General features: G+C 58.3%; 22 protein-coding genes. 11 read left to right on the top strand and 11 right to left on the bottom strand.

Features of this window, described 5'->3' with window-relative positions; all coding sequences use genetic code 11:
* Window positions 1–19 precede the first annotated feature (19 nt).
* Together GOW40_RS09665 and GOW40_RS09660 are read left to right on the top strand one after the other, a co-directional pair.
* Window positions 20–1,222, top strand: a complete 1,203-nt coding sequence (locus tag GOW40_RS09665; RefSeq protein ID WP_171136429.1) for an RSP_2647 family RNA methyltransferase — start codon at window positions 20–22, stop codon at window positions 1,220–1,222.
* Window positions 1,219–1,761: an RSP_2648 family PIN domain-containing protein gene (locus GOW40_RS09660; protein ID WP_171129992.1), complete on the top strand. Its 543-nt coding sequence runs from the start codon at window positions 1,219–1,221 to the stop codon at window positions 1,759–1,761. Before GOW40_RS09665 ends, GOW40_RS09660 begins: the two co-directional genes overlap by 4 nt.
* A gap of 71 nt (window positions 1,762–1,832) precedes the next feature.
* On the opposite strand, the gene GOW40_RS09655 is transcribed toward GOW40_RS09660, so the two are convergent.
* Window positions 1,833–2,522 (bottom strand): M48 family metallopeptidase, encoded by a 690-nt coding sequence (locus GOW40_RS09655; RefSeq protein WP_171129989.1) that lies wholly within the window; start codon window positions 2,520–2,522, stop codon window positions 1,833–1,835.
* A gap of 187 nt (window positions 2,523–2,709) precedes the next feature.
* Between GOW40_RS09655 and GOW40_RS09650 the strand changes: the two genes are divergently transcribed.
* Window positions 2,710–3,222: a peroxiredoxin gene (locus GOW40_RS09650; protein WP_171129988.1), complete on the top strand. Its 513-nt coding sequence runs from the start codon at window positions 2,710–2,712 to the stop codon at window positions 3,220–3,222.
* Between the two features lie 69 nt (window positions 3,223–3,291).
* Here the strand turns inward: GOW40_RS09650 and GOW40_RS09645 are convergent, their stop codons facing one another.
* The 5 genes from GOW40_RS09645 to GOW40_RS09625 all read right to left on the bottom strand — a co-directional run bounded on the left by GOW40_RS09645 (window position 3,292) and on the right by GOW40_RS09625 (window position 7,428).
* Window positions 3,292–4,476, bottom strand: a complete 1,185-nt coding sequence (locus tag GOW40_RS09645; RefSeq protein ID WP_171129986.1) for a VWA domain-containing protein — start codon at window positions 4,474–4,476, stop codon at window positions 3,292–3,294.
* 4 nt (window positions 4,477–4,480) lie between these two features.
* On the bottom strand, window positions 4,481–4,651 hold the full coding sequence (locus GOW40_RS09640; protein ID WP_171129983.1) for a hypothetical protein: 171 nt from the start codon (window positions 4,649–4,651) through the stop codon (window positions 4,481–4,483).
* A 5-nt stretch (window positions 4,652–4,656) separates the two neighbouring features.
* Window positions 4,657–6,021 carry a DUF2927 domain-containing protein gene (locus tag GOW40_RS09635; RefSeq protein ID WP_171129981.1) on the bottom strand — a complete coding sequence of 455 codons (1,365 nt, stop codon included), beginning with the start codon at window positions 6,019–6,021 and terminating at the stop codon, window positions 4,657–4,659.
* Window positions 6,018–6,467, bottom strand: a complete 450-nt coding sequence (locus GOW40_RS09630) for an N-acetyltransferase family protein (protein WP_371731829.1) — start codon at window positions 6,465–6,467, stop codon at window positions 6,018–6,020. Before GOW40_RS09630 ends, GOW40_RS09635 begins: the two co-directional genes overlap by 4 nt.
* A gap of 115 nt (window positions 6,468–6,582) precedes the next feature.
* Window positions 6,583–7,428: a MoxR family ATPase gene (locus GOW40_RS09625; protein ID WP_171129976.1), complete on the bottom strand. Its 846-nt coding sequence runs from the start codon at window positions 7,426–7,428 to the stop codon at window positions 6,583–6,585.
* 387 nt (window positions 7,429–7,815) lie between these two features.
* Here GOW40_RS09625 and dksA point away from each other — a divergent pair, with 387 nt between their 5' ends.
* Both dksA and GOW40_RS09615 read left to right on the top strand, forming a co-directional pair.
* Entirely contained in the window at window positions 7,816–8,238 is a 423-nt protein-coding gene (gene dksA / locus GOW40_RS09620; RefSeq protein WP_171099633.1) for an RNA polymerase-binding protein DksA, read from the top strand.
* A gap of 73 nt (window positions 8,239–8,311) precedes the next feature.
* Window positions 8,312–9,463, top strand: coding sequence for an FAD-dependent monooxygenase (locus tag GOW40_RS09615; protein WP_171129974.1), 1,152 nt, complete (start codon window positions 8,312–8,314; stop codon window positions 9,461–9,463).
* Window positions 9,464–9,467: 4 nt separating this feature from the next.
* On the opposite strand, the gene xth is transcribed toward GOW40_RS09615, so the two are convergent.
* From xth to GOW40_RS09590, 5 genes are all read right to left on the bottom strand, one after another.
* On the bottom strand, window positions 9,468–10,247 hold the full coding sequence (xth, locus tag GOW40_RS09610) for an exodeoxyribonuclease III (RefSeq protein WP_171129973.1): 780 nt from the start codon (window positions 10,245–10,247) through the stop codon (window positions 9,468–9,470).
* 295 nt (window positions 10,248–10,542) lie between these two features.
* Window positions 10,543–11,958: an FAD-binding oxidoreductase gene (locus GOW40_RS09605; protein WP_171136430.1), complete on the bottom strand. Its 1,416-nt coding sequence runs from the start codon at window positions 11,956–11,958 to the stop codon at window positions 10,543–10,545.
* A 114-nt stretch (window positions 11,959–12,072) separates the two neighbouring features.
* The gene (locus GOW40_RS09600) at window positions 12,073–12,330 is read right to left on the bottom strand and encodes a DUF4242 domain-containing protein (protein ID WP_171099626.1); all 258 of its coding nucleotides are present in this window, start codon (window positions 12,328–12,330) and stop codon (window positions 12,073–12,075) included.
* Window positions 12,331–12,357: 27 nt separating this feature from the next.
* Window positions 12,358–15,957 carry an adenylate/guanylate cyclase domain-containing protein gene (locus GOW40_RS09595; protein WP_171129969.1) on the bottom strand — a complete coding sequence of 1,200 codons (3,600 nt, stop codon included), beginning with the start codon at window positions 15,955–15,957 and terminating at the stop codon, window positions 12,358–12,360.
* A gap of 349 nt (window positions 15,958–16,306) precedes the next feature.
* Window positions 16,307–16,630: an iron-sulfur cluster assembly accessory protein gene (locus GOW40_RS09590; protein ID WP_170714874.1), complete on the bottom strand. Its 324-nt coding sequence runs from the start codon at window positions 16,628–16,630 to the stop codon at window positions 16,307–16,309.
* 76 nt (window positions 16,631–16,706) lie between these two features.
* Between GOW40_RS09590 and GOW40_RS09585 the strand changes: the two genes are divergently transcribed.
* From GOW40_RS09585 to scpB, 6 genes are all read left to right on the top strand, one after another.
* On the top strand, window positions 16,707–17,864 hold the full coding sequence (locus GOW40_RS09585) for a deoxyguanosinetriphosphate triphosphohydrolase (RefSeq protein ID WP_171129967.1): 1,158 nt from the start codon (window positions 16,707–16,709) through the stop codon (window positions 17,862–17,864).
* 258 nt (window positions 17,865–18,122) lie between these two features.
* Entirely contained in the window at window positions 18,123–19,868 is a 1,746-nt protein-coding gene (argS, locus tag GOW40_RS09580) for an arginine--tRNA ligase (protein ID WP_171230946.1), read from the top strand.
* 86 nt (window positions 19,869–19,954) lie between these two features.
* Window positions 19,955–21,010, top strand: coding sequence for an SPOR domain-containing protein (locus GOW40_RS09575; protein ID WP_171129963.1), 1,056 nt, complete (start codon window positions 19,955–19,957; stop codon window positions 21,008–21,010).
* Window positions 21,007–22,014: a beta-N-acetylhexosaminidase gene (gene nagZ / locus GOW40_RS09570; RefSeq protein ID WP_171129961.1), complete on the top strand. Its 1,008-nt coding sequence runs from the start codon at window positions 21,007–21,009 to the stop codon at window positions 22,012–22,014. The genes GOW40_RS09575 and nagZ overlap by 4 nt, the downstream gene beginning before the upstream one ends.
* Window positions 22,004–22,792, top strand: a complete 789-nt coding sequence (locus tag GOW40_RS09565) for a ScpA family protein (RefSeq protein WP_171129959.1) — start codon at window positions 22,004–22,006, stop codon at window positions 22,790–22,792. The genes nagZ and GOW40_RS09565 overlap by 11 nt, the downstream gene beginning before the upstream one ends.
* On the top strand, window positions 22,789–23,439 hold the full coding sequence (gene scpB / locus GOW40_RS09560; protein WP_171129957.1) for an SMC-Scp complex subunit ScpB: 651 nt from the start codon (window positions 22,789–22,791) through the stop codon (window positions 23,437–23,439). Before GOW40_RS09565 ends, scpB begins: the two co-directional genes overlap by 4 nt.
* Window positions 23,440–23,441 lie beyond the last annotated feature (2 nt).

The following is a 23,441-nucleotide window of genomic DNA, read 5'->3' as shown; positions in this document are numbered from 1 at the left end:
TCGCGACTAAGAGGGCGTCATGACAGAACCCGCCGACCGCCCCCGCATTCGCCTGAAACCCAAAGCCAACGCACGTGGTCTGCGCCATGGCTTTCCCTGGGTCTATGGCAACGACGTCGTCACCGACCGCCGCACTCGCAAGATCCCCGCAGGCGCGCTGGCAGTGCTCGAAGACGACAAACGTGCGCCCATTGCGCTGGTGGCGGTGAACCCGAACTCAAAGATCATGTGCCGCGTGCTGGATCGCGACATCACGGCTGATTTGGATGCCACATGGTTCGAAACCCGCCTGCACCGCGCGCTTGAACTGCGCGAATGCCTGTTCGATGCGCCCTATTACCGGCTGCTCCATGCCGAGGCGGATGGCTTTCCCGGAGTGATCATCGACCGCTTTGGCGCGGCCTGCGTGATCCAGCCCAACGCCGCCTGGGCCGAGGCGCATCTGGATCTGTTGACCGACGCGCTGGTCAAGGTCACGGGCGTGACTGTCGTGCTGAAAAACGCCTCGGGCCGCACGCGCGGGCTGGAAGGTTTGGACGATGTGAGCCAGACCCTGCGCGGCGAAGCACCCCAGGCCCCGCTGCCGGTACCGATGAACGGGGCCACCTATATGGCCGATCTCACCGGCGGTCAGAAAACCGGCCTGTTCTATGACCAGCGCCTCAACCATGCGTTTGCGGCGAGGCTGGTGCAACCCGGCGCGCAGGTGCTTGATGTGTTCAGCCATGTGGGCGGGTTTGGCCTGGCCATGCTGGCCGGTGGGGCCGGGCAAGCGCTTTGCGTCGATGGCTCTGCCGCTGCGCTCGATCTGGCGACCCAAGGGTCCGAGGCCTCGGGGCTGGCCGGCCACCTGAATACTCGCCAAGGCGACGCGTTCGAGGTTTTGACCCAATTGGGCGAGGAAAACGCGCAATTTGACGTGGTGATCTGCGACCCGCCCGCCTTTGCGCCCTCAAAACAAGCCCTGGACGCAGGCTTACGCGCTTACGAGCGCATCGCCCGTCTGGCCGCGCCGCTGGTCAAACCGGGTGGCTATCTGGGTCTCTGCTCTTGTTCCCACGCTGCTGACCTGTCGCGCTTCCGCGACGCCTCATCTCATGGCATTGGCCGGGCCGGGCGACAAGCGCAACTGATCCACACAGGCTTTGCCGGGCCCGATCACCCGCAATTGCCGCAACTGGCAGAAAGCGGGTATCTCAAAGCGGTGTTCTATCGGCTATGAAGGCCGTGCTCGACACCTGTGTTATCTACCCCACGGTGATGCGTCAGATGCTGCTGGGCGCCGCAAAGCTTGGCCATTTCACTCCCATCTGGTCGGCGCGCATCCTCGAAGAATGGGCCCGCGCCGCCCGCAAACTGGGCCCCGAGGGCGAGGCGCAGGCCCGCGCCGAAATCGCATTGACTCAGGCACAGTGGCCGCAGGCCGAACACCGCCATGACCCAGGCGCAGAACAACGGCTCTGGCTGCCCGACAGCGCAGATATTCACGTTCTGGCCACCGCGATCACCGCCTCGGCCGATCTGGTCATCACCGTGAACGCCAAGGATTTTCCCCGCAACATCCTGGCTGAAGAGGGGCTCGACCGACGCGATCCCGACAGCCTTTTGCGCAGCCTTTGGGAGGTGGACCCCGAAGGCCTTGAAAGCCTTGCCGACAAGGTCCTGACTGAGGCCAATCGTCTGTCGGGGGATCAATGGACCCGGCGCAGTCTGATGAAAAAGGCACGCCTGCCCAAACTGGGTAAAGGCCTCGCTGTCTAAAGCGGATACCCGATCATCTGGTTTAAAAAAATTTCTCGCTGAACGCGAGAGGCAGGTCTCTCGTCCCTGCCTTAACCGCCCGCACCCCAGCGCTGCTCAAGCGCCTCCAAAGCGGCAATCCGCTCCTCCGTCTTGGGATGGCTCATCAGCCAGGCCGGCACAACACCGGCGCGCTGCTGGGTCAGATCCTCAAGCTTGTGAAACAGCGACTTTTGCGGCCCGATGCCGATCCCGGCCTTGGTCAGCAACGCAGCCGCATATTCATCCGCCTCATACTCATCCCCGCGCGACAGGCGCGAGGCCAACAGGGCGGTCAGCGCGTTGGCGATCATCGCACCCACGAAGGGAATAAACCGGTTCAACACCAGCATCAGTGCCGTGCGCAGCGCGTTCTGGCCGGAAAAATCAATCATCCGCCGCCGCGCATGCCCCAGCGCCACATGACCCAACTCATGTGCAATCACGCTGGCCATCTCCTCGGCGGAAACCTCGCCCGAACGGAATTTCCGGTAAAACCCCCGGGTGATGAAAATTCTCCCATCCGGCGCAGCAAGCCCGTTCACCGGGTCGATTTCATAGATATACACCGGCACCCGTTCGATCTCTAGCGCTGCGGCTAGACGATCCGTCATCCGCTTCAACGCCGGATCTGCCAGTTCGGTCGACTTGGCATCCAGATCCTTGTGCGTGCGCCAGACAGAAATCCGGTACATGACCAGACCATAGAGAACGGCAAGAAGGATCGGGGTGAGGCGCAACATGCGTTAGATATGGGTGTCCGTTAATCAAGAGCAAACAGAAATTTCGAATACCGGTTTGAGTTTCCTTGCAAAGATTTGTCGGCGAACACTGTAGCCGAGTATTTTCTTATAGATGCCAAGCCTCTATCCTCAGACTGTTATGCAAGTTTACCAAGGCGTTCGCCGGATGAGATGAAAAGGAAACGACATGTCGCAAAAACCAAAGGTGAACGCTCCAGTTGGAGATTTCAGTTTCGACAGCGTATCTGACGGCCGGATTGAAGTGGGTCAGCCCAAAGACCGATGGACCATGCTTTTTGTCTATCGCGGGCGCCATTGTCCACGGTGCAAGCGGTTTTTGAACAAGCTGAATGCGATGCTATCCGAATGGGTCAGTGTCTTGGATGTGGTGGTCGTGTCAGCGGACACGAAAGAAAAAGCTCTGGCTGACAAAGACGAGTTCGGATGGACGTTTGATCTAGGCTACGGGATGACCGAGCCGCAGATGCGTGTGCTGGGTCTCTATGTGTCAGATCCACTGTCCGAGGCCGAAACATCGCAACGATTTGCAGAACCTGGCGCATTCGGCATTCGGCCCGACGGTACCTTGATGTTGGTCGACATCTCGAATGGTCCTGCTGCGCGTCCGGACTTAGACGAGTTGCTGGACGGTATGAAGTTCAATATCGAAAATAACCGCCCCGCAAGAGGAACTGCTTGAAAACACCAAGCCTTTACAGCGGTGTCCGTTAATGCATCAAAGCACACAGGCCTCAATTGGAACCGAGCGCTAGCGCGTCAGCTCTCGCATACCCTGTTCCAGACCGGCCAGTGTCATCGGCACCATGCGGTTCTCGAAAATCTCCTGGATCATGCTGATCGAGTGGGTATAGCCCCAGTATTTCTCGGGCACCGGGTTGATCCACAGGTTTGACGCCCATTGGTCGCGCGCGCGTTGCAGCCAAACCTGGCCTGCCTCTTTGTTCCAGTGCTCGTTCGCGCCACCGGGATAGGCGATTTCGTAGGGGCTCATCGAGGCATCGCCGACGAAGATACATTTGTAATCCGGCCCGTAGGTGCGCAGCACCTCATGGGTGGGGGTCTGTTCTGACCACCGGCGGCGGTTGTCGCGCCAGACGCCTTCATACAGGCAATTGTGGAAGTAGAAATATTCCAGGTGTTTGAACTCGGTGCGCGCGGCCGAAAACAGCTCTTCCACCACCTTGATATGCGGATCCATCGAGCCGCCCACATCCAGAAACAGCAGTACCTTGACCGCGTTGTGGCGTTCCGGGCGGGTTTTGACGTCCAAATAGCCATGCTCGGCCGTGGCGCGGATGGTGCCGTCCAGATCCAGCTCTTCCGCCGCACCTTCACGGGCCCATCGACGCAGACGCTTCAGCGCGACCTTGATGTTGCGCGTGCCCAGTTCAACTGTGTCGTCCAAGTTCTTGAATTCACGCTTGTCCCACACTTTGACCGCACGCTGATGGCGGCTTTCTTTCTGGCCAATGCGCACCCCTTCGGGGTTGTAGCCATAGGCCCCAAAGGGAGAGGTGCCAGCGGTGCCGATCCATTTATTGCCGCCCTGATGACGGCCTTGTTGTTCCTTCAGACGCTCGCGCAGCGTGTCCATCAGCTTGTCAAAGCCGCCCATGGCTTCGATCTCGGCCTTTTCTTCGGCTGTCAGATGCTTTTCGGCCATCTTCTCAAGCCAGTCGGAGGGGATGTCCACAGCCTCCAGCACCTGATCGAAACTGATCTCAGACAGCCCTTCAAAGCTGGCGGCAAAGGCGCGGTCGAACTTGTCGATATTGCGCTCATCCTTTACCATCGAGGCGCGGGCGAGATAGTAGAACGCCTCGACATCATAGGTGGCCAGACCCTTTTTCATCCCCTCCAGAAAGGTCAGGTACTCCCGTAGTGAAACGGGGATACCAGCTTTGCGAAGGTTCTCGAAAAAGGGTAAAAACATGGGGTTACGTGATGAACCTCACCAATATCAGCGACAGGATCAGACCTAGCAGAGCGAAGGCGATGCCATACCCTGCCGCATATTGCGCCATATCGGCCTTGTTGCCATTGCGCTTGCGTGCGGCCATTGCACCAAGCGCGGCCCCCAAGATCGCCATTCCCAAAACAACCAACATGCGCCTTACCCGTTCGTGTTGCGCGCGGCCTGTTCAGCGATGCCATCCGACACGGAACGGGCCACAAGATCCGAACCGAACCCGTAGCGTGCCCATCCGATACTGTCCAGCCTGACGGTGCGTGCCTGATCCGGGCGACCGGATTGCCGCAGCGCTTCGGATTTTAACAATAGCAACGTGGCCAGCAACGCAGCATTTTCCGCTTGTTGCATGACGGCGATGGCGTCGTCCAATTCGGGGATCACCGATGGGCCCCGTCCTCGGGCCAAGGCGTAAGACGCGGTTTGCGCCGTCACATGAGCCTGATGTATTTCGGTGCCGGGGGTTGCCTTGAGGTATTTTAGCGCCACCGCATAGTGCCATTGGGCCCGCTCGGCATCGTCAAACTGCGCCATGCGGCCCAGAAGATAGTGCGGATAGGCGCGCCGGTGATCGGTCCAGCCTTGTTCTTCGCCGATGCGAACGGCCTGTTCCGCGGCGCGCACCCGCCGTGCAGATGCCGATGTTGATCCCAGCGAGGTCTGGACGGCCTTGATCCACTCGCGCGGGGTCTCGGATATCGGTTGGGCAGGTATGTTTTCACCGCGCGGGTTCAACCGGCGCAATATGCCGGGCAGAACCGCCGCGACCTGATCACGCGTCATGCCGCTGCGCAGTTCAGGCGCATAGGCCGTGCGCAGGATCAGCATGTCGAACCCGGTCAGGATGGTGTGGAAATTGTCGTCGTTGAACACCGAATCCGGCAGATGATAGAGATCGTTCAGAGGTCCAAGCGACTGGGCGAGTTCCTCGTGAAGGCAATCGCGAATTTCTTGCGGACTGGCGTCATAGGGAATGAAAATGCCGATCTTCTCGCGGCTGCGCAGCGCGGTCCAGTTGCTTTTCTGCTTGCGCCGGTCGCGCCGGTATTCTTCCAGACTGGCTGAGTTTGGCACCACGAAACAGGCCGCTTGGGGCAGGGTGCGTTGGATCTGCTCTTGGCTGACGCCTTCGATCGTGATGCTGGCCGGTCCGTCCGAGACCTGTGTGATGTCCAGACGCGCCTCGCGGCGCAAGCGCGACAGAAGTCGGGTCAGGTCCGATTGCATGGTTGGAGGAACCGTCCCGGTCAGACGCACCGTTATCGGGGTTTCGAACCGGGTGAAAACCGGCAATTCCGCACCGCTTTCCAGCGCAAAATGCAGATCCAGGAAATCGGCGGCAATATTTGCGTTTGATCGTGCCGCCGGTTGCGGACGGGTGGCGCCAAAGGATTTCGCCGGGGGCAGGGCGGCTTCGATGGCCTGCACCCGCGTCGGCTGTTCCACCGCCGGGGTGGTGGTGCAGGCAGCAAGCGCTGCCGCCGCTATGAGAGCCAGAGCCGTTCTCATGGCCGCTGATACCTGATGAAGGGCGTCAGCTTGCCGACACGATCATAGAGTTTTCTGGCCGTTTCATTGAAATCTTGCGTCAGCCAATAGACAGCAGGTGCACCCTGACGGTCGGCTTCGGCATAGACCGCTTCGATCAATGCGCGCCCGACACCTGAACCACGGGCTTGTGGTGCGGTGAACAGATCCTGCAGATAACAGACGTTTTCCACCTTCCACGCGTGCCGATGAAACAGGAAATGCGTCAGACCGACCAACTGCCCGTCCAATTCGGCCACCAGGCATGAGAAGTCTTGCGGATCCTCGCCCATGAGCCGGGCAAAGGTGCTGTCATAGACCTCATCACTCACTGTGCTTTCGTAAAACGCCAAATAGGCGCGCCACAGCTTTGACCAGGCCTCGCGATCCTCGGCACGAAGGGGGCGAATGAGAGGAGTATTCGGCAAATGCGCCATCCTTTCCTGCAGAAGACAGGACCGCCCCCTGAATTGTCGTCATGCTGACATCCGACCTGACCCTTGGCAAGCGATCATCACCGGATCGTCAACAATGCGGCGGTATTCAGCGCTGCGAGCGCGCCATAAAGGCAAGCCGTTCAAACAGATGGACGTCCTGTTCGTTCTTGAGCAAGGCGCCATGCAGCTTGGGCAGCGCATTGGCCCCGTCGCGCTTGAGATCTTCGGGTGTCAGATCTTCTGCCAGCAAAAGCTTGAGCCAATCCAGCACTTCCGAGGTTGAGGGCTTTTTCTTTAGCCCTTGTGTCTCGCGGATCTCATAGAATTGGGTCAGAGCCGTGGTCAGCAGCGCGTCTTTGATGCCGGGGTGATGTACCTCGACAATGCGGCGCATCGTGGCCTCATCCGGAAAGCGGATATAGTGAAAGAAACAGCGGCGCAGAAAGGCGTCGGGCAGTTCTTTTTCGTTGTTCGAGGTGATGATCACGATCGGGCGGTGCTTGGCCTTGATCGTCTGACCTGTCTCATAGACATGGAACTCCATCTTATCGAGCTCTTGCAGCAGGTCATTGGGAAACTCGATATCGGCCTTGTCGATCTCATCAATCAGCAACACGACCTTCTCGTCCGCCTCAAACGCCTGCCACAACTTGCCTTTGCGAATATAGTTCGCGACATCGTGCACGCGTTCCTCGCCCAATTGGCTGTCGCGCAGTCGACTGACCGCGTCATATTCATAAAGGCCCTGCTGCGCGCGGGTGGTCGATTTGATGTTCCATTCGATCATGGTCAGACCCAAGGCTCCGGCCACCTGCTTGGCCAGCTCGGTCTTGCCGGTTCCAGGTTCCCCCTTGACCAGCAGAGGGCGCTCGAGCGTGACCGCAGCGTTCACGGCAATGGTCAGATCGTCGGTGGCGACATATTCGGCTGTGCCCTGGAAACGTGCGGTCATGTGATCCTCGTTGACAACGTTCAGTCAGCCCTGATCGGGTCAGACCGCTCTGGGTTACCGTCGGGCGTTCTGCAATGCAAGACGGGTCGCTGCGTTGCAGCTTCACGCGGATGTGAAGCTGTTTGAGGTCTGCGCGGCATGATTCGAAACGATGCAACCAGAAAAGGTTGTGGGCCGCGCCTTGAAAAAGCCCGTTAATTTCCACAGAAAACAAGCTTTTTTGTTGCATGTCTCATAGTTAGACAAGGCCGCATGGCGACGCTTACAGGCAACGTTTGCATAGTGACAATCCTCGCGCCGTCAGTTAAACGCACCGCAGAAGGGGAGTGCCGAATGTCTGGTGACACGACCGCGACCGACGGTTCAGCCCGTACCGAGGGAGCAAAAATGAAACAGGAAGTTTTCCTGCCGGAAGATTACCGCCCGGCTGAAGATGAGCCGTTCATGAACGACCGACAGCTTGAATATTTTCGTCGCAAGCTGACGGATTGGAAAACCGAACTTCTTGCAGGCAGCCGCGATACAATCGAGGGTTTGCAGGACAATACCCGTAACATTCCCGACGTTGCAGACCGCGCCAGTGAAGAAACTGATCGCGCGCTGGAGCTGCGCACACGGGACCGTCAGCGCAAGCTGGTGGCCAAGATCGAGTCGGCTCTGCGCCGTATCGACGAGGGTGAGTATGGCTATTGCGAAATGACCGGCGATCCGATCTCGCTGAAACGTCTGGATGCGCGTCCGATCGCCACCATGACGCTGGAAGCGCAAGAGCGTCACGAGCGTCGCGAAAAGGTTCATCGCGACGATTGATCGCCGCATTTTTGAACAAGAAAATCAAACGCCGGGGCCTGTTGCTCCGGCGTTTTTGCGTTAAAGCGGGGGCATGGGTGTCAACGGTTTGAAATTCTGTGTCATCGGGGGCGGGATCGGTGGTCTGGCCGCCGCTTTGGCTCTGCGCCAGCAAGGCGGGGATATAACCGTGCTTGAACAGGCCCCTGCCTTGACCGAGGTTGGCGCGGGCCTTCAGATTTCTGCCAATGGAATGGCAGTTCTGCGCGCTTTGGGTGTCGCATCCGAGACGCCCGAAGCCGGCCAGAGATCCTTTGGCACCGAGCTGCGCGACTATCGTCACGGGCGTTTGGTCAGTCGGATCCCAAGCCCCAAGGCTGGGCCCACCTACTATTACCACCGCACTGATTTGTTGGATCTGTTGCACGCGGGTGCCGTTCAGGCAGGGGTCGATATTCGTCTGGATGCCTGTGTCGAAACGGTTCTGACAACCCCGGACGGGGCGCGTGTACAGCTTGAAAACGGAACACAGCTAGAGGCCGACTGCATCATCGCTGCCGACGGGGGCCGCAGCCGCATCCGACCCATACTGAATGGTCCTGAAGAGCCCCGATTTACCCGGCAGACCGCCTGGCGCGCCACCATCCCCTGGAAAGGTCGAGACGACACCCCGCGCGCGGTGCTGACGATGGGGCCAGGTCGACATGTGGTCACCTATCCCCTGCGAGATCAGAACCTGATGAATATCGTCGCAGTCGAAGAACGCTCGGATTGGCGCGCCGAGGGCTGGCGGCAGGAGGGCGATCCAAAAGACCTGCGCGCCCGCTTTGCCGATTTTGGTGGCACGGTCGGTGAAATCCTGGATCGGGTCGAGCAGGCGAACCTATGGGCGTTGTTCCTGCGCCCTGTGGCGCAGCAATGGCAAAACGGGCGGCTTGCTCTGCTGGGCGATGCGGCACATCCGACATTGCCCTTCATGGCCCAAGGCGCCTGTCTGGCACTTGAGGACGCTTGGTGTTTGGCGCGTGCCTTTCAAAACCAGCCCGATATCGCGCGGGCGCTGTCTGTGTATGAAACCACCCGAAAACCGCGCGCGACAAAAGTCGTTGCGGCGGCAGGCGCGAACGCGCGCAATTTCCATCTGCGCGGCCCGGCCCGATTTGTCGCGCAAGCGGGATTGATGGTTTTGGGCCCTCAACTCGGGCGGCGCTATGACTGGATTTATGACTACGATCCGACGGTCTGAGCCGTTACAGATCCAGATCAACCCAAACCGGTACGTGATCTGATGGCTTTTCGTGGCCGCGAATTTCTGCATCGATCTTGCAGTCACGCATCAGATCAGCGGCTTGAGGGGTCAGCAGGAAATGATCGATCCTGATACCGTCATTTCGGTTCCAGGCACCCGCCTGATAGTCCCAAAAGGAATAGTGCTCAGGCCCGCGCGTAACGGCCCGAAACGCTTCGGTGAACCCAAGGTTCAGAATTTTGCGAAACGCTGCCCGGCTTTCCGGCCGGAACAACGCGTCCTCGCGCCAGGCCTCAGGGCGCTTGGCGTCTTCCGCTTGCGGGATGATGTTATAGTCGCCAGCCATCAAGGCCGGCTCTTCTGAGCCGATCAGCGCTTGCGCCCGCGCATAGAGCCGTTCCATCCACGCAAGCTTGTAATCATATTTCGGACCCGGCGCCGGGTTGCCATTGGGCAGGTACAAACCGCAAATCCGCAGCGCCTGTTTGCCGATCACCGTCGCCTCGATCCAACGTGCCTGTTCGTCACTGTCATCACCGGGCAGGCCGCGTGTGACGTCTTCCAGAGGAAGCTTCGACAGGATCGCCACGCCGTTGAAGCTCTTCTGGCCATGGGTTTCGACGTTGTATCCCCGCTCTTCAAAGATCTCGCGCGGGAAGTTTTCGTCGACCGATTTGATCTCTTGCAGCAGCACCACATCGGGTTGCGCGTCATCCAGCCATCTGGGCAGTGCTTCAATCCGCGCCTTGATGCCGTTGATATTGAACGTGGCGATTTTCATCTGCGGTCCTCCGATGAGCTGAGGCAACCTATCGCGTAGAAAGGGACCAACGGCAAGTATGGGGCAGCATCCGAGCTTGATATTTGCCAAATTGACCGGGGACCAAATGTGGTGAGGTCTGTGTGACCGATACCGTTTGTCAGATTGACATGACAAACGGCATCGCAGCTTCAAAGCGTATGACAAACGACCAGTGCGCCTGCTTTACCCGGTGCTGGCGAGATGTCTGCGCATCTCTGATGATGGTCGAAGGCGCGCGTCTCAGACCTGTTGCAGCGCCTTCGTTTGTAACCAGCTAGGTAGGCAAGATGTTGTGGTTAACACGAAAGAGGTTGGCGGGGTCGTAGCTGCCTTTGATCTTGGATAGCCTGTCAACATTGTCGCCGTAAGCGCCGGTTGTTGGGTCCGCTTCATCTTCGGGCATGAAGTTTACATAGGCGCTGCCGCTGGAATGCGGTTGCATATTATCATAAAGATCGCGCGCCCAGTCGATACATTCGGCATCTTTTCCGGGATCTTCCCAGCGCGTGTGAACATTCATGATAAAGTGCGCCGATCTTTGGGGGTAGGCTGTTGAACCCGTATCAACGCGCGCCATTGCTCCGCCGACATGCGCTATGAAGACCTCGCAGGCGGGATCAGGCAGGTTGGAAATGGCTTTCAGAAGCTCCGAGATGGCGTCCGACGGCAGGGCGTCGAAGTCATGGCTTTTCCAATAATTGCGAGCCCCTGGTGTCAGAAGAGGGTCAAAAGCACCCTGCCAATCGACGAATTTATGTGGAGAAATAACATCGGCGATCGGATCTCCCAATGCGCGCAGTGAAGCCATGGCTTTTTCGCCGTCTTCCATTGGTCCGCTATAGCAGGCGGCGAAGATCAGGACTTCCCGCCCATGCCATTCCTCGGGCAGGAAAGGCAGAGGGGGCGCTTTGCGCATCACGCTCCACACGGTGAGCTCATCAGGCGATGTGTCTGCAATTACAGCATATTCCGCAAGCAGTTCCGGGGCTTTTTCAATCGGATGCACAATCAGGCCTGACAAGACGTCGGGTCCAAGCTCGTGCAACTGAAACTCGAAAGAGGTGACAACTCCGAAGTTTCCACCACCACCCCGAATGGCCCAGAACAGATCCGGGTGGCTCGTGGCTGATGCGGTGACAATTGTACCGTCGGCAGTTACGACTTCTGCAGAGATCAGGTTGTCGATTGTCATGCCAAATTTACGTGTGGTCCATCCAAACCCGCCACCCAGCGTCAAACCGGCAATACCCGTTGTCGAATTGATCCCGGTTGGGACAACAAGCCCATGCGCTTGCGTTTCGCGATCAACATCGCCGAGCAGCGCTCCGGGTGCCACCCGCGCTGTCTTGTTCACCGGATCAACATGGACCGAGCGCATCTGCGACAGGTCAAGCATCACCGCATCGTCTGCAACTGCGTGTCCTGCTATCTGATGCCCACCCGAACGAACCGACATTACGAGGCCAGCATCGCGTACAAAATTCACGGCTTTCTGTACGTCGCTTGCGCCCAAGGCGCGGACGACAAAGCCTGGGTAGCGTTCGAACATGCTGTTCCACGTTGTTCGAGCGTCTTCGTATTCTGCCGAACCTCGTTGATACACACCGCCACGAAGGGATGAATCAAGCGCGTCCAAAGCCTCTTGACTCACACGTGTCTTGTTTCCGTCGAGTGTAATTAGGTCAAACATGTTTTGGCCTCCCTATTGTTAGGTAGGGCTTCTTGCAGGTCTGCCTCTTATGATTGTTTTCCGTTCAGATGAATCGAACGAAAAGGGGTCTTGGAACTTGGACGAAACCCAAGGTCAGGCAAAAATCGCGGGATCAATCCGATCCACTGGCGTTATTACATCGGCTGGGATATTCAGACGCTCGGCCGCCTTTCTCAGGCTTTCTTCATCTGGGGCCTCATACAAACAGTATGTCTTACGTTTGTCAGCGCTCAGAAACGAGAAAATCCACTCAACTCCAACCTCGTCATTAATCTCTTTGATGTGGATCTTGGCATCATCGGTGATGTTCAATTGTTCGGCAAAGTTTCTTTCGATTATATACCTTGGCATACGGTCCCCCAGATTGTTTTTCGTATGTTAACTCGCTACTCCTTCGAGCTTTGACCTGAGGGAAACCATACTCAATTTTTGCGAAATTTCCAACGCTTCCCCTTCCAGTTGAAAAGCCTGTTCAACATCGTTTGGGCGGCCCCGGCGTCTCAACGCCTTGGCATACGCTGCTTTGCTGTGCGCTATCCAGGGCGGGCACTTCATGCGCGTGTCAATTTCGATGGCCTTGCACAACAACTGCTCTGCGGTGTCCCAATCTTTTAGAACGGTGCACAGATTACCCAACCGCCGCGCTGCCGCGCCGGAACAAACAGTTGTTGCCCCCGCGGTGATCGTTAGCTCTTCGTAAGGTGCCAGTAATTCGAGAAGGGTCTTGGCATGATCCTGATGTTCAACAGCGACACAAATGTCGGCCAAATAGGACAATGTGGTCGAATACATGGCGTCGGGCGGTAAATCGAAATTGTTTTCAGCCATTTCGTTCAAAATGCGCTCGGCAGGTTCTTTATACCCAAGTTCGGCTGCGATCAGCCCAAAGCCGGGCTTCCACGAGATATCTTCAGGACTTTCTGACATCAGTTTTTTGATGACCGGCGCCACCTCGTGAAGACGGTTTTGCTCGCGCCGGATGGTAAACATCTGAACCCCGAACACGCCTTCGACATGCTCGCCATGGGTCTTGCGACCAATCTTTACCGCTTCGGTCGCGTGTGTTTCGGCTTGGTCAAAATCACCATCCATGATTGCAACCATGGCGCGTGCGTGCTTCTGCACCCAATAGAGTTGCAGATGATTGTCCTTCTCGGAAATCTCGGTAAGCAGATCCAGCGAATGGTCCATCAATTCGCGATCAGCCATTTCAGCCCCGACGAACAGACTGAGAGTTCGGTCTCGCCCCTGATCGATGCTGCCAAGATGCTCGGCCACTTCGTGCATCGCATCCAGGTGTTCTCGCCAGCGGTGCGCATCTCTTCCTTTGCGCGCGATGAACGGGGCCCCAAAATGCATCATCATCACCGAGAACTGCGATTTGTGGTCGCCCAGTTTTGCCGCCAGTTCCATCGACTTCTGTCCGAATTCTGCGCCTTCGGCCAAATTGCCGACAAACATATACGCGCGTGCGAGTTGGCTCATCAATCGGCAGCGGCGGGTTTCGTCATCCTGGGGCAGGTCTTTCAGCGCATTTCTGCAAAGCTCGATCGCGTCGCCATGCCGCTTGCTCGACATCATGCTCGAGTCAGCAAAATGGTTGGCCGCGTCCGCAGCAAGTTCGACATTTCCGATCGCCCGGGCCGCTGTCGACGCCTCTTGCAAAATCGCGATGCCTTCCGGCAAATCGCCCAGGCTGTCATGGCTGCGACCAACAAGAATTTGGCCCACGACCCTTTCTGCCTTGGCCTCAGACCCAAGCTCTTGGGCGGCTCGGAGGGTTTCGCGGGCGTGTGTCATTGCCTCTTGGCTGGCAGATCGTGCCAATGCCATTTCTGTCGCAATCTTCCATTTTTCGAATGCCTCTTTCCATTCTTCAGCTTCAGAAAGGTGGCGGGCAACCAGTTCCGGTCGGCGTTCGATCTCTGCGGGCCTCAACTGCATGAGGGCACGTGCGACCATTGAGTGTTGTTTTCTGCGTGTCGCACTCAGCATGGACTGATAGGCCGTATCGCGGATCAGCGCATGGCGGAAAACAAAATGCCCGCGATTGTTCCCGCTTTCAAAGATCAGACCTGTGCGCGCAAGTTCTTCGAGGCATTTGTTAACATGGGCGGCGTCAAGGTTCATCGCCGCTGCCAGAATACCTGGCTCAAACTCGCGACCAACGACAGAGCCTGTAAGTGCGATCTGTTTGGCCTCATTCGACACAGCATCAAGCCGCGCCATCAACGCGCCTTTCAAAGAAGAGGGTATGTGGACTTGCCCTTGCTCACCCGCCTCAACAATTGCCCGTGTCAGTTCTTCGACGAACAAAGGCACACCATCTGTCTTTTCGATGATTGTTGATATCAGAGCGTCGTCCGGGCTTTGGCCTGTGATGCTTTCAACCAGGTTCGCGACATGCGCGGTTCCGAACCTGCGCAGGACAAGAGTCTGAACATGCGTATCCCCTTCATCACACGCCAAGTCCCAGCCGGGCCTATGTGTGATCAGGATCATGAGCGGAAGATCGGTGCAAATTGACTTAAACCGCTCCAGCAAGGCGTGTGTGGACGGATCCATCCAATGCGCGTCTTCGACACAAAGAATAACGGGTTGAACGTTCGACCTGACCTGTACTGTGTGGATCAAGGTTTGAATCGTTTTGTCGCGCTGTTCCTGCGGTGACATCTCGAGAACGGTACGCGCGAGCGCGCTGCGGGGGGCGACCAGTGCCGCAAAGACCGGCAGAACTTGTTCCCAATCCAGCCCCGATCGGCTTTCCAGTACTTTTCGGACATGCCGCAGGATCCGGTCATCATCAAAGTCCGGCTCAACACCGGCATCTTGTGAAATTCGCTGGGTAACCGGATGAAAAGGGCTGCTGCTGAGATAGGGGGAACAGTTCAACCTGATGACATCAGCGTGTTCGACGACGGCGTCGGAGGCAAGGAATTCCTCAGTTAGCCGCGATTTGCCGATCCCGGCTTCTCCGGCAAGAAGGACGACCTCTCCATGGCCGCTCTGAGCACGTTGCCATGATTGCAGCAGGATCCCTTTTTCGTAGTCCCGGCCGATCATTACGCTGTCGACATCTTCTCGATGCACAGCTCGAAACCGGCTTTCCGCACTGCGTTCCGATACAGCTTTCAACAAAGTATGCGGCTCGGCAAAGCCTTTGAGTTCGACTTGCCCAAGCGAGTCGAACTCGAATATCCGATGCAACGCCGTTTCGGTTTCTTCAACAGAAACCACGACCGAATTTGGTTCGGCATGTTCCTGAATTCGCGCCGCAAGATTGACGACCGGGCCGGTCATCGCTCCTTCTTCATAGGTGTTTTCACCCACGGTATCCCCGACCACCACATCGCCGCTTGCGATGCCAAGTCGGACCGATAAGCATTCTCCATCTGGCGCTTTAAGCACGCTGACACGTCGGACAGCATCCAGGCCTGCTTTAATCGCTCGAATGGCGTGATCTTCGTAGGCCCTGGGCCAGCCAAAAAACACCAGCAGACCGTCACCCAGATACTTTGCGACATAGCCCCCATACCGGCTTACCGCTCCTGCTACGGCATCCTGGTAGCTCTGCAGCAAGTCCCGCATGTCCTCTGGATCAAACCGGTTGGTAAGTTCGGTCGAGCCCACAAGATCAGCGAACACGACGGTTACATGACGTCTCTCGGCGGTACTATGCGCGGCGTGTGTTCGGGACAAAGGATTGCTGTCATTCGCAGTAGCCGCAGCTGAGGTCGGTGGCATTTCACGCGCAGGTTCATCGGCGGTTTTGATAGAAGGCGCCGCGCTTTGATGATCCTGCAGGCTCTGGATTGCTGCGAGTATGATTTTGCGGTGACCGAGGCTGACTCCAAGCTCTTTCAGGTCTTCGCCGGACAATAAGGGCAAAACACGCGCATCAATGTCGTTTTCCGCAAAAACATCTGCGTATTGACCCAGTTCGAGATCGTTTAGCCACTTGTAGATATCGACCGACATCTTTGGATCATGCTGAGATACGGTGCGCAGATCAAGAAAACGCTTTCCACAAAGCCAAAAATCGTCGGATAGCAGGGTGTTTCATCGTGTTTGGTCGATTGTCGAGACTGCCGGACAGTCGTTATGGCTGCGCACGCCGGGTCAAGGCACCGGGAACGGGAAACGACCCCTGAGGTCTAAAGGCCTTTGGCGTATTCTGGTCGCTCGGGTAGCGAGGACCGATCAATCTGTTCGCATATGGCTGAGAAAGGCCACTCTCTCAGATGGGTCTGTTCCAAGAAATGATCTCATTCGGCGTCGCTGCCCAAGCCTCGGTCTGTACTTGGTGCGTGACTTGGTGCGTGCGAAATTACATCGAGAACGACGTGCCGCAGCCGCAGGACGAGGTGGCATTGGGGTTGTCGATCACAAAGCGCGCGCCGATCAGTTCCTGGGTGAAATCGATCACCGCGTTTTCCAGAAACGGCAGCGAGATTGCATCGACGATCACCTTTTGGCCTTTGCCCTCCAGGACCAGGTCATCTTCTTTGGGCTCGTCCAAAGCAATTTCGTATTGAAACCCGGAACATCCGCCGCCTTCCACTGCGACGCGCAAGGCTTGTCCCTGATCTGCGGCGCCGATCTCGGCCAGGCGATCAAAGGCGCGTTCTGTGACGGTTGGGGGCAGATTCATGCCGAACTCCAAAGGTTTATTTCCCGGTTGAGGTACAATATATGAAACCCACAGACAGGCGACAAGGACAAGACCTTTGAAAATAGCGGGTTTTGCCTCGGATCCAGGTCGCGCAAGGGGGCGGCTTGTACCGGAGGAAGAAAGCAGTTTCCGGTCATGCTTTCAGCGTGATCGTGATCGGATTATCCATGCCAGCGCCTTTCGGCGGCTGAAACACAAAACGCAGGTCTTTGTTGAACATGAGGGTGACAGTTATCGCACCCGCCTGACCCATTCGATTGAAGTGGCGCAGGTGGCACGGACCATAGCAGGTGCGCTGGGGCTGAACCCCGAACTGACCGAGGCCGTGGCACTGGCGCATGATTTGGGCCACACGCCGTTTGGCCACACCGGCGAAGACGCGTTGCACGCCCTGATGCAGCCTTATGGCGGGTTCGATCACAACGCGCAGGCCATCCGGATCGTGACCAAGCTTGAGCGTCACTATGCCGATTTTGACGGCTGCAACCTGACATGGGAGTGTCTGGAGGGCATCGCCAAGCATAACGGCCCTGTGGTGGGCGAATTGCCCTGGGCCTTGGCCGCGTGCACTCAGGAGTTTGATCTGGAACTGCACACCCATGCCAGCGCCGAAGCGCAGGTGGCGGCGTTGTCGGATGACATCGCCTATAACAACCACGATCTGTTTGACGGGTTGCGCGCTGGTCTGTTCAGCGATGAGGACATCCAACAGCTTCCAATCATCGACCGTTGTTTTGCCGAGGTGGATGCCAAATACCCGCAGCTCGATGCCTACCGACGCCGACATGAGGCTTTGCGGCGGGTTTTTGGGGTCATGGTCTCGGATGTGATCGATACGTCTGGCGCGTTGATCGCCGCTTCGGGTGGGCGATCGGTCGAAGAGATCCGGCATCTGGGCTATCCCGTCATCCAGTTCTCGGATGGGCTATGGGCGCAGCTCAAACAAATCCGCGCTTTTCTGTTTTCCCGCATGTACCGCGCACCCAGCGTGATGGAGGTGCGGGCCAAGGTCAGCAAAGTGGTCGAAGAGCTGTTCCCGATCTATCTGAACGACCCCAAACAGATGCCCGGTCACTGGCATGGCGATATCGAGGCCGCTGTGGATGAAACTGCACTCGCCCGGATCGTATCCGACTATATCGCGGGCATGACCGACAGGTTTGCCCTGCAGGATCACGCCCGACTGACCGGGGATCATTCAATCGCGATATAGACGATGACCCGGACCCGCTGGCTGGGCTGCTCATTGGTCATATTTGCGTCTGTGGGTTCGCAACCATCGCGGGGCCACAGCCTCGGTTCCAGATTGGGGCGTCGGCTGCTTGCACGGCGACGATGGCGCAGCGCATGGGGGGCGATTGTCTGGGGCAGGGCCGAGGTGACGGCGCGCCAGCGCTAAACCAACGATAGGCGTCCATTGACCTTGGCGCTTTGCGTGGTAAACCGCCCGACAAGCAAAAGGACATTCGAAATGAACCTGTTTTCCGAGATCCGCAGTCTGGTGTTGGATGCGCTGGCGCAGATGCAGTCCAAGGGCGCGCTGCCCGAGGGGTTGAGCTTTGACAACGTGGCCGTTGAGCCGCCGCGCGACGCTGCGCATGGGGACATGGCGACCAATGCGGCGATGGTGCTGGCCAAGCCTGCCAAGATGAAGCCGCGCGACATCGCCGAAGCACTGGCCGGTAAGCTGGCCGCGGATGATAGGATCACCAGTGCCGAAGTCGCCGGACCGGGGTTCCTGAACCTGCGGTTGGCGCCCTCTGTTTGGCAGGGTGTATTCGCGGCAGTCTTGGAGAAAGGCACCGATTTTGGACGCTCGGCCATGGGCCATGGTCAGAAGGTCAATGTGGAATATGTCTCGGCCAACCCAACCGGGCCGCTGCATGTGGGGCATACGCGTGGCGCTGTGTTCGGCGACGCTCTGGCCAGCCTGCTGGCCTATTCCGGCCATGAGGTGACGCGGGAATATTATATCAACGACGGTGGTGCGCAGGTGGATGTGCTGGCGCGGTCGGCTTACGAGCGCTACCGCGAAGCCAACGGGCTGAGCCCCGAGATTGCCGAGGGCTTGTATCCCGGTGACTACCTGATCCCGATCGGTGAGGCGCTGAAAGATAAATATGGCGACAGCCTGATCGACAAGCCGGAAAGCGACTGGCTGGAAGAGCTGCGCAATTTCGCCACCGACGCGATGATGGACCTGATCCGCGCTGACCTGAAGGCGCTGGGCGTCGAGATGGACGTCTTCTTCTCGGAAAAATCGCTCTATGGCACGGGGCGGATTGAATCCGCGCTGCAATCTCTGACTGACAAAGGCCTGATCTATGACGGCGTTCTGGAACCGCCGAAAGGCAAAAAGCCCGAAGATTGGGAGCCACGTGAGCAGACACTGTTCAAGTCAACCGAGCATGGCGATGATGTCGACCGCCCGATCAAGAAGTCAGATGGCAGCTGGACCTATTTTGCCCCCGATATCGCCTATCACTACGACAAGATAAACCGGGGCTATGACGCGCTGATCGATGTTCTGGGTGCAGATCACGGCGGCTATGTCAAACGGATGAAAGCGGCGGTGTCGGCGCTGTCGGATGGCAAGGTGCCGCTGGATATCAAACTGACGCAGCTGGTGAAGCTGTGGAAAAACGGTGAGCCGTTCAAGATGTCGAAACGGGCAGGGAATTTCGTCACTCTGCGCGATGTGGTCGATCAGGTGGGCCCTGATGTGACCCGGTTCGTGATGCTGACCCGTAAGAACGACGCGCCTCTGGATTTCGATTTCGACAAGGTGCTGGAGCAGAGCCGCGAGAACCCGGTGTTCTACGTGCAATATGCCCATGCCCGGGTCATGAGCGTGCTGCGGAAAGCGGCTGAGGCCGGGATCGCGGCGGATGATGCTACTCTGGCTGCCGCTGATCTAAGCCGGAACGACCATGCATCCGAGCTGACCGTGGCCAAGAAGCTGGCCGAATGGCCGCGTCTGGTCGAGATCGCTGCGCGCACCAACGAACCTCATCGGGTGGCATTCTATCTCTATGAACTTGCCGGGGATTTTCATGCGCTCTGGAACAAGGGCAATGACGAGACCCAACTGCGGTTCATCCAAGATGGCGATGTTGCCACAAGCCAGTCGAAAATTGCTTTGGCCCGTGCCGTTTCTGTTGTGATTTCGGCGGGCTTGGGTATTCTTGGCGTTACCCCGGCGCAGGAGATGCGATAACAAATTTCGCCCGAACCGCCGGATCGAGGTAGGCAAGAAATGACCCGCGCGCCCTTTTGAGGGTGCAGCAGGGCAGTGAGGCGGATATGGCGAGTTATGATTACTCGGGGCATCAAGTCCCCGAGCGGGCGCATTTCAAAAACCAGGCGCATCCCGAAGAAGATTACGGTTATTCTGAAGACGATTATCGCGATCCGGCACCGCGAGGTGGCGGGTTCAGCCGTATCGTGAATTTCCTCGGCGCCACCGCGTCGCTGGCGCTGGTCGCCGGTGTCGTGCTTTGGGGCTATCAACTGATCGTGCGCGATGTCAGCGGTGTTCCTGTGGTGCGCGCCGCCGAAGGGCCGATGCGCATACAGCCTGAAAATCCGGGCGGAACGCCAGCAGATCATCAGGGTCTGGCCGTAAACACTGTGGCGGCCGTTGGGTCAGCCGCAGCCCCTGCGGATCGCTTGATCCTTGCCCCCAAACCGGTGTCGCTCAGCGACGAAGACGCGCCGATGGGGCAACTGCAGGCCGCAGAAACCGAAAAAGAACTGGAAGAGGCCAAGGCGCGGTTGGCGGATGACATTCGGCAAGCCGCAGTAGACGGTGCCGTCGCCGAAGCCGAAGGCCTGACCATTACCGAACCGGTCGAGATTCCGGGCCTTCAACTGGCCTCGCTGGCGACACCTGAAGACGAACCTGCCATCGATCCCGCGGATCTTGCCGCCCAATTGCCAGACCCGGAACTGGCCGCGCTGCCGGGCGTGCGCCGGTCGCTGCGCCCACAGACGCGACCTGCACGTGTAATCTCGCGCCGAGCCACCACCAGCAGCGCCACTGAAGACGCCATTAACGCAGCGGTCAAAGCGGCCGTAGGTCTGGATGTGGATCCAAATACTCTGGCCAAGGGCACGCGTCTGGCGCAGGTTGGGGCTTATGAAAGTGTCGATGTGGCGCAGGCCGAATGGGATCGCCTGAACAGTCGATTTGGTGAGTTCATGAATGGAAAACAACGCGTTATCCAGAAAACCTCAAGTGGTGGGCGGACGTTCTATCGTCTGCGCGTCATGGGGTTTGATGACCTAAGCGACTCGCGCCAGTTCTGCGCCGCGTTGGTTGCACAAGGGGCTGACTGTATCCCGGTCAGCGTCCGGTGAGCTTTGGCGCCGCGATCACCGATGCCGAAGGGCTTCGACTGAGTTCCGAAGAGACCGCCCTGTTTCGAGATATGAACCCGTTCGGGTTTATTCTGTTTGCGCGCAACATCGAAAGCTCCGATCAGGTGCGTGCCTTGTGCGACGATTTCCGCGAGGCCGTAGGGCGCAACTGTCCCATCACGATCGATCAGGAAGGGGGCCGCGTCCAACGTCTGCGCGCACCGCTGGCGCGCGAATGGCTACCCCCTTTGGACCACACCAGGGCAGCCGGGGATCAGGCCGAACGCGCCATGTATCTGCGCTATCGCCTGATCGCGCGCGAGCTGTTTGAGCTTGGCATCGACAGCAACTGCGCGCCCATGGTCGATGTGGCGCGGGATGAGACACACGAATTTCTGAAGAATCGGTGCTATGGCACTGACCCAAAAGCGATTTCCCGGATTGGCCGCGCCGTGGCGCAGGGCCATCTGGACAGCGGTGTGCTGCCTGTTCTGAAACACATCCCCGGCCACGGGCGCGCCACGCTCGACAGTCATTATGACCTGCCACATGTAGATTTGGATCTTGAGGACCTCAAGTCACAGGATTTCGCACCGTTCCACGCGCTGAACGACCTGCCATTGGGCATGACCGCGCATCTGGTTTATGACCGCATCGATCCGCAACCCGCCACAATCTCAGCTGCCATGATCCGCCTGATCCGTGACGAGATCGGATTTGACGGCTTGATCATGACCGACGATATCTCGATGAAAGCGCTCAGCGGGTCTTTGGCCGATCTGTCGCGGCAATCTCTGGATGCTGGTTGCGACGTCGTTCTGCACTGCAATGGCAGCTTTGACGAACGTGTTGAGGTGTTGCAGGCCGCAGGCGAAATGACCCAAGCGGCCCAAAGCCGGGCCGAGCGGGCGCTGGCCATGCGTAAACCGCCGCAGGAACTTGACATCGACGCCGCTGAGGCGGAACTATCTGCCCTAATGGGCGGGCAGGTATATGAACGATAACCTTTTCAGCGAAGACCCGGTCTCGGTCGCCGATCGGCTGGCCGCCGAAGCGCTGATCGTTGATGTGGACGGGTTTGAAGGCCCGTTGGACGTGCTGCTGACCCTGTCGCGCACCCAAAAGGTCGACCTGCGCAAAATCTCGGTTCTGGCGCTGGCGCAGCAATATCTGGCTTTTGTCGAAAAGGCGCGGGCGCTGCGTATTGAATTGGCCGCTGACTACCTGGTGATGGCCGCTTGGCTGGCGTTTCTGAAATCGCGCTTGCTTCTGCCGCCTGATCCCAATGACGAAGGACCCTCGGGCGAGGAACTGGCCGCGCATCTGGCGTTTCAGTTGGAACGGTTGCAAGCCATGCGCGATGCTGCCGCGCGGCTGATGGCCCGCGACCAACTGGGCCGTGATTTCTTCAAACGCGGGCAGGGCGAAGATGTCACCCGCATCCGCACCGTGACCTATTCCGCCACGTTGCTGGACCTGATGCAGGGCTATGCCCGTATCCGCACCCGCGATGAGTTCCGCCCCTTTGTCATGGACCGTGATGCCGTGTTCACGATGGAACAGGCCCTGGAACGGATGCGCCCCTTGATTGGCTTTGCCGGTACCTGGACGGATATGGAGACCTATTTGCCCGAGGGCTGGGATGCCGATCCGGTTCGCCGCAGATCGGCCACGGCGGCCACATTCGCCGCTTCACTTGAGCTGGTGAAAGAAGGACATATGGAGATGAAGCAAAGCGATACGTTTGCTCCGATCCAATTGCGCAAGAGGACAGACACGTGACTGACGCCCCCGAAGAGACCGGCACCCTGTTCGAAGCCCCTCCCATGGCTGAACAGGAACGTATGGTCGAGGCGGTGCTGTTCGCCAGTGCCGAGCCGGTCACTCTGGCCGATCTTGAAGCGCGGATGCCCCATGGCAGCAATGCCGCGCAAGCGGTTGAAATGCTGCAAAAACGTTACGATGGGCGCGGGGTGCGCGTGGTGCAAGTGGGGGATGCCTGGGCGATCCGCACCGCACCCGATCTGGGCTTTCTGATGCAAAAGGAAACGGTTGAGACCCGTAAGCTGAGCCGTGCTGCGATCGAAACGCTGGCGATTGTCGCCTATCATCAACCCTGTACCCGGGCCGAGATCGAAGAGATCCGGGGCGTTTCCGTCTCACGCGGGACGATTGATCAACTGCTTGAAATGGAGTGGATCCGGCTGGGCCGCAGGCGCATGACACCGGGCCGCCCGGTTACCTTCGTGGTGACGCCGCAGTTTCTGGATCATTTCGGGTTGGAAAACGCCCGCGACTTGCCGGGCCTCAAGGAATTGCGCGCCGCTGGGCTGTTGGAAAACCGTCCGCCCCCCGGTGCGATGCCGTTGGGCGAGGGGCGCGAAGAGATCGAAAACGACGACCAGAGCGAGATGTTCGAAGAAGAGTGATC

Origin of the sequence: Ruegeria sp. HKCCA6707 (assembly GCF_013033515.1) — a bacterium.
Classification (GTDB): domain Bacteria; phylum Pseudomonadota; class Alphaproteobacteria; order Rhodobacterales; family Rhodobacteraceae; genus Ruegeria.
The sequence above is the reverse complement of the archived record's forward strand: the minus strand, read 5'-3'. Positions and strand labels throughout refer to the sequence as shown.

Excerpts from the sequence above, each read along its gene's own strand:
- GOW40_RS09665 (WP_171136429.1), top strand. The coding sequence starts at position 20 with ATGACAGAACCCGCCGACCGCCCCCGCATTCGCCTGAAACCCAAAGCC.
- GOW40_RS09660 (WP_171129992.1), top strand. The coding sequence starts at position 1,219 with ATGAAGGCCGTGCTCGACACCTGTGTTATCTACCCCACGGTGATGCGT.
- GOW40_RS09655 (WP_171129989.1), bottom strand. The coding sequence starts at position 2,522 with ATGTTGCGCCTCACCCCGATCCTTCTTGCCGTTCTCTATGGTCTGGTC.
- GOW40_RS09650 (WP_171129988.1), top strand. The coding sequence starts at position 2,710 with ATGTCGCAAAAACCAAAGGTGAACGCTCCAGTTGGAGATTTCAGTTTC.
- GOW40_RS09645 (WP_171129986.1), bottom strand. The coding sequence starts at position 4,476 with ATGTTTTTACCCTTTTTCGAGAACCTTCGCAAAGCTGGTATCCCCGTT.
- GOW40_RS09640 (WP_171129983.1), bottom strand. The coding sequence starts at position 4,651 with ATGTTGGTTGTTTTGGGAATGGCGATCTTGGGGGCCGCGCTTGGTGCA.
- GOW40_RS09635 (WP_171129981.1), bottom strand. The coding sequence starts at position 6,021 with ATGAGAACGGCTCTGGCTCTCATAGCGGCGGCAGCGCTTGCTGCCTGC.
- GOW40_RS09625 (WP_171129976.1), bottom strand. The coding sequence starts at position 7,428 with ATGACCGCACGTTTCCAGGGCACAGCCGAATATGTCGCCACCGACGAT.
- dksA (WP_171099633.1), top strand. The coding sequence starts at position 7,816 with ATGAAACAGGAAGTTTTCCTGCCGGAAGATTACCGCCCGGCTGAAGAT.
- GOW40_RS09615 (WP_171129974.1), top strand. The coding sequence starts at position 8,312 with ATGGGTGTCAACGGTTTGAAATTCTGTGTCATCGGGGGCGGGATCGGT.
- xth (WP_171129973.1), bottom strand. The coding sequence starts at position 10,247 with ATGAAAATCGCCACGTTCAATATCAACGGCATCAAGGCGCGGATTGAA.
- GOW40_RS09605 (WP_171136430.1), bottom strand. The coding sequence starts at position 11,958 with ATGTTTGACCTAATTACACTCGACGGAAACAAGACACGTGTGAGTCAA.
- GOW40_RS09600 (WP_171099626.1), bottom strand. The coding sequence starts at position 12,330 with ATGCCAAGGTATATAATCGAAAGAAACTTTGCCGAACAATTGAACATC.
- GOW40_RS09595 (WP_171129969.1), bottom strand. The coding sequence starts at position 15,957 with ATGTCGGTCGATATCTACAAGTGGCTAAACGATCTCGAACTGGGTCAA.
- GOW40_RS09590 (WP_170714874.1), bottom strand. The coding sequence starts at position 16,630 with ATGAATCTGCCCCCAACCGTCACAGAACGCGCCTTTGATCGCCTGGCC.
- argS (WP_171230946.1), top strand. The coding sequence starts at position 18,123 with ATGAACCTGTTTTCCGAGATCCGCAGTCTGGTGTTGGATGCGCTGGCG.
- GOW40_RS09575 (WP_171129963.1), top strand. The coding sequence starts at position 19,955 with ATGGCGAGTTATGATTACTCGGGGCATCAAGTCCCCGAGCGGGCGCAT.
- GOW40_RS09565 (WP_171129959.1), top strand. The coding sequence starts at position 22,004 with ATGAACGATAACCTTTTCAGCGAAGACCCGGTCTCGGTCGCCGATCGG.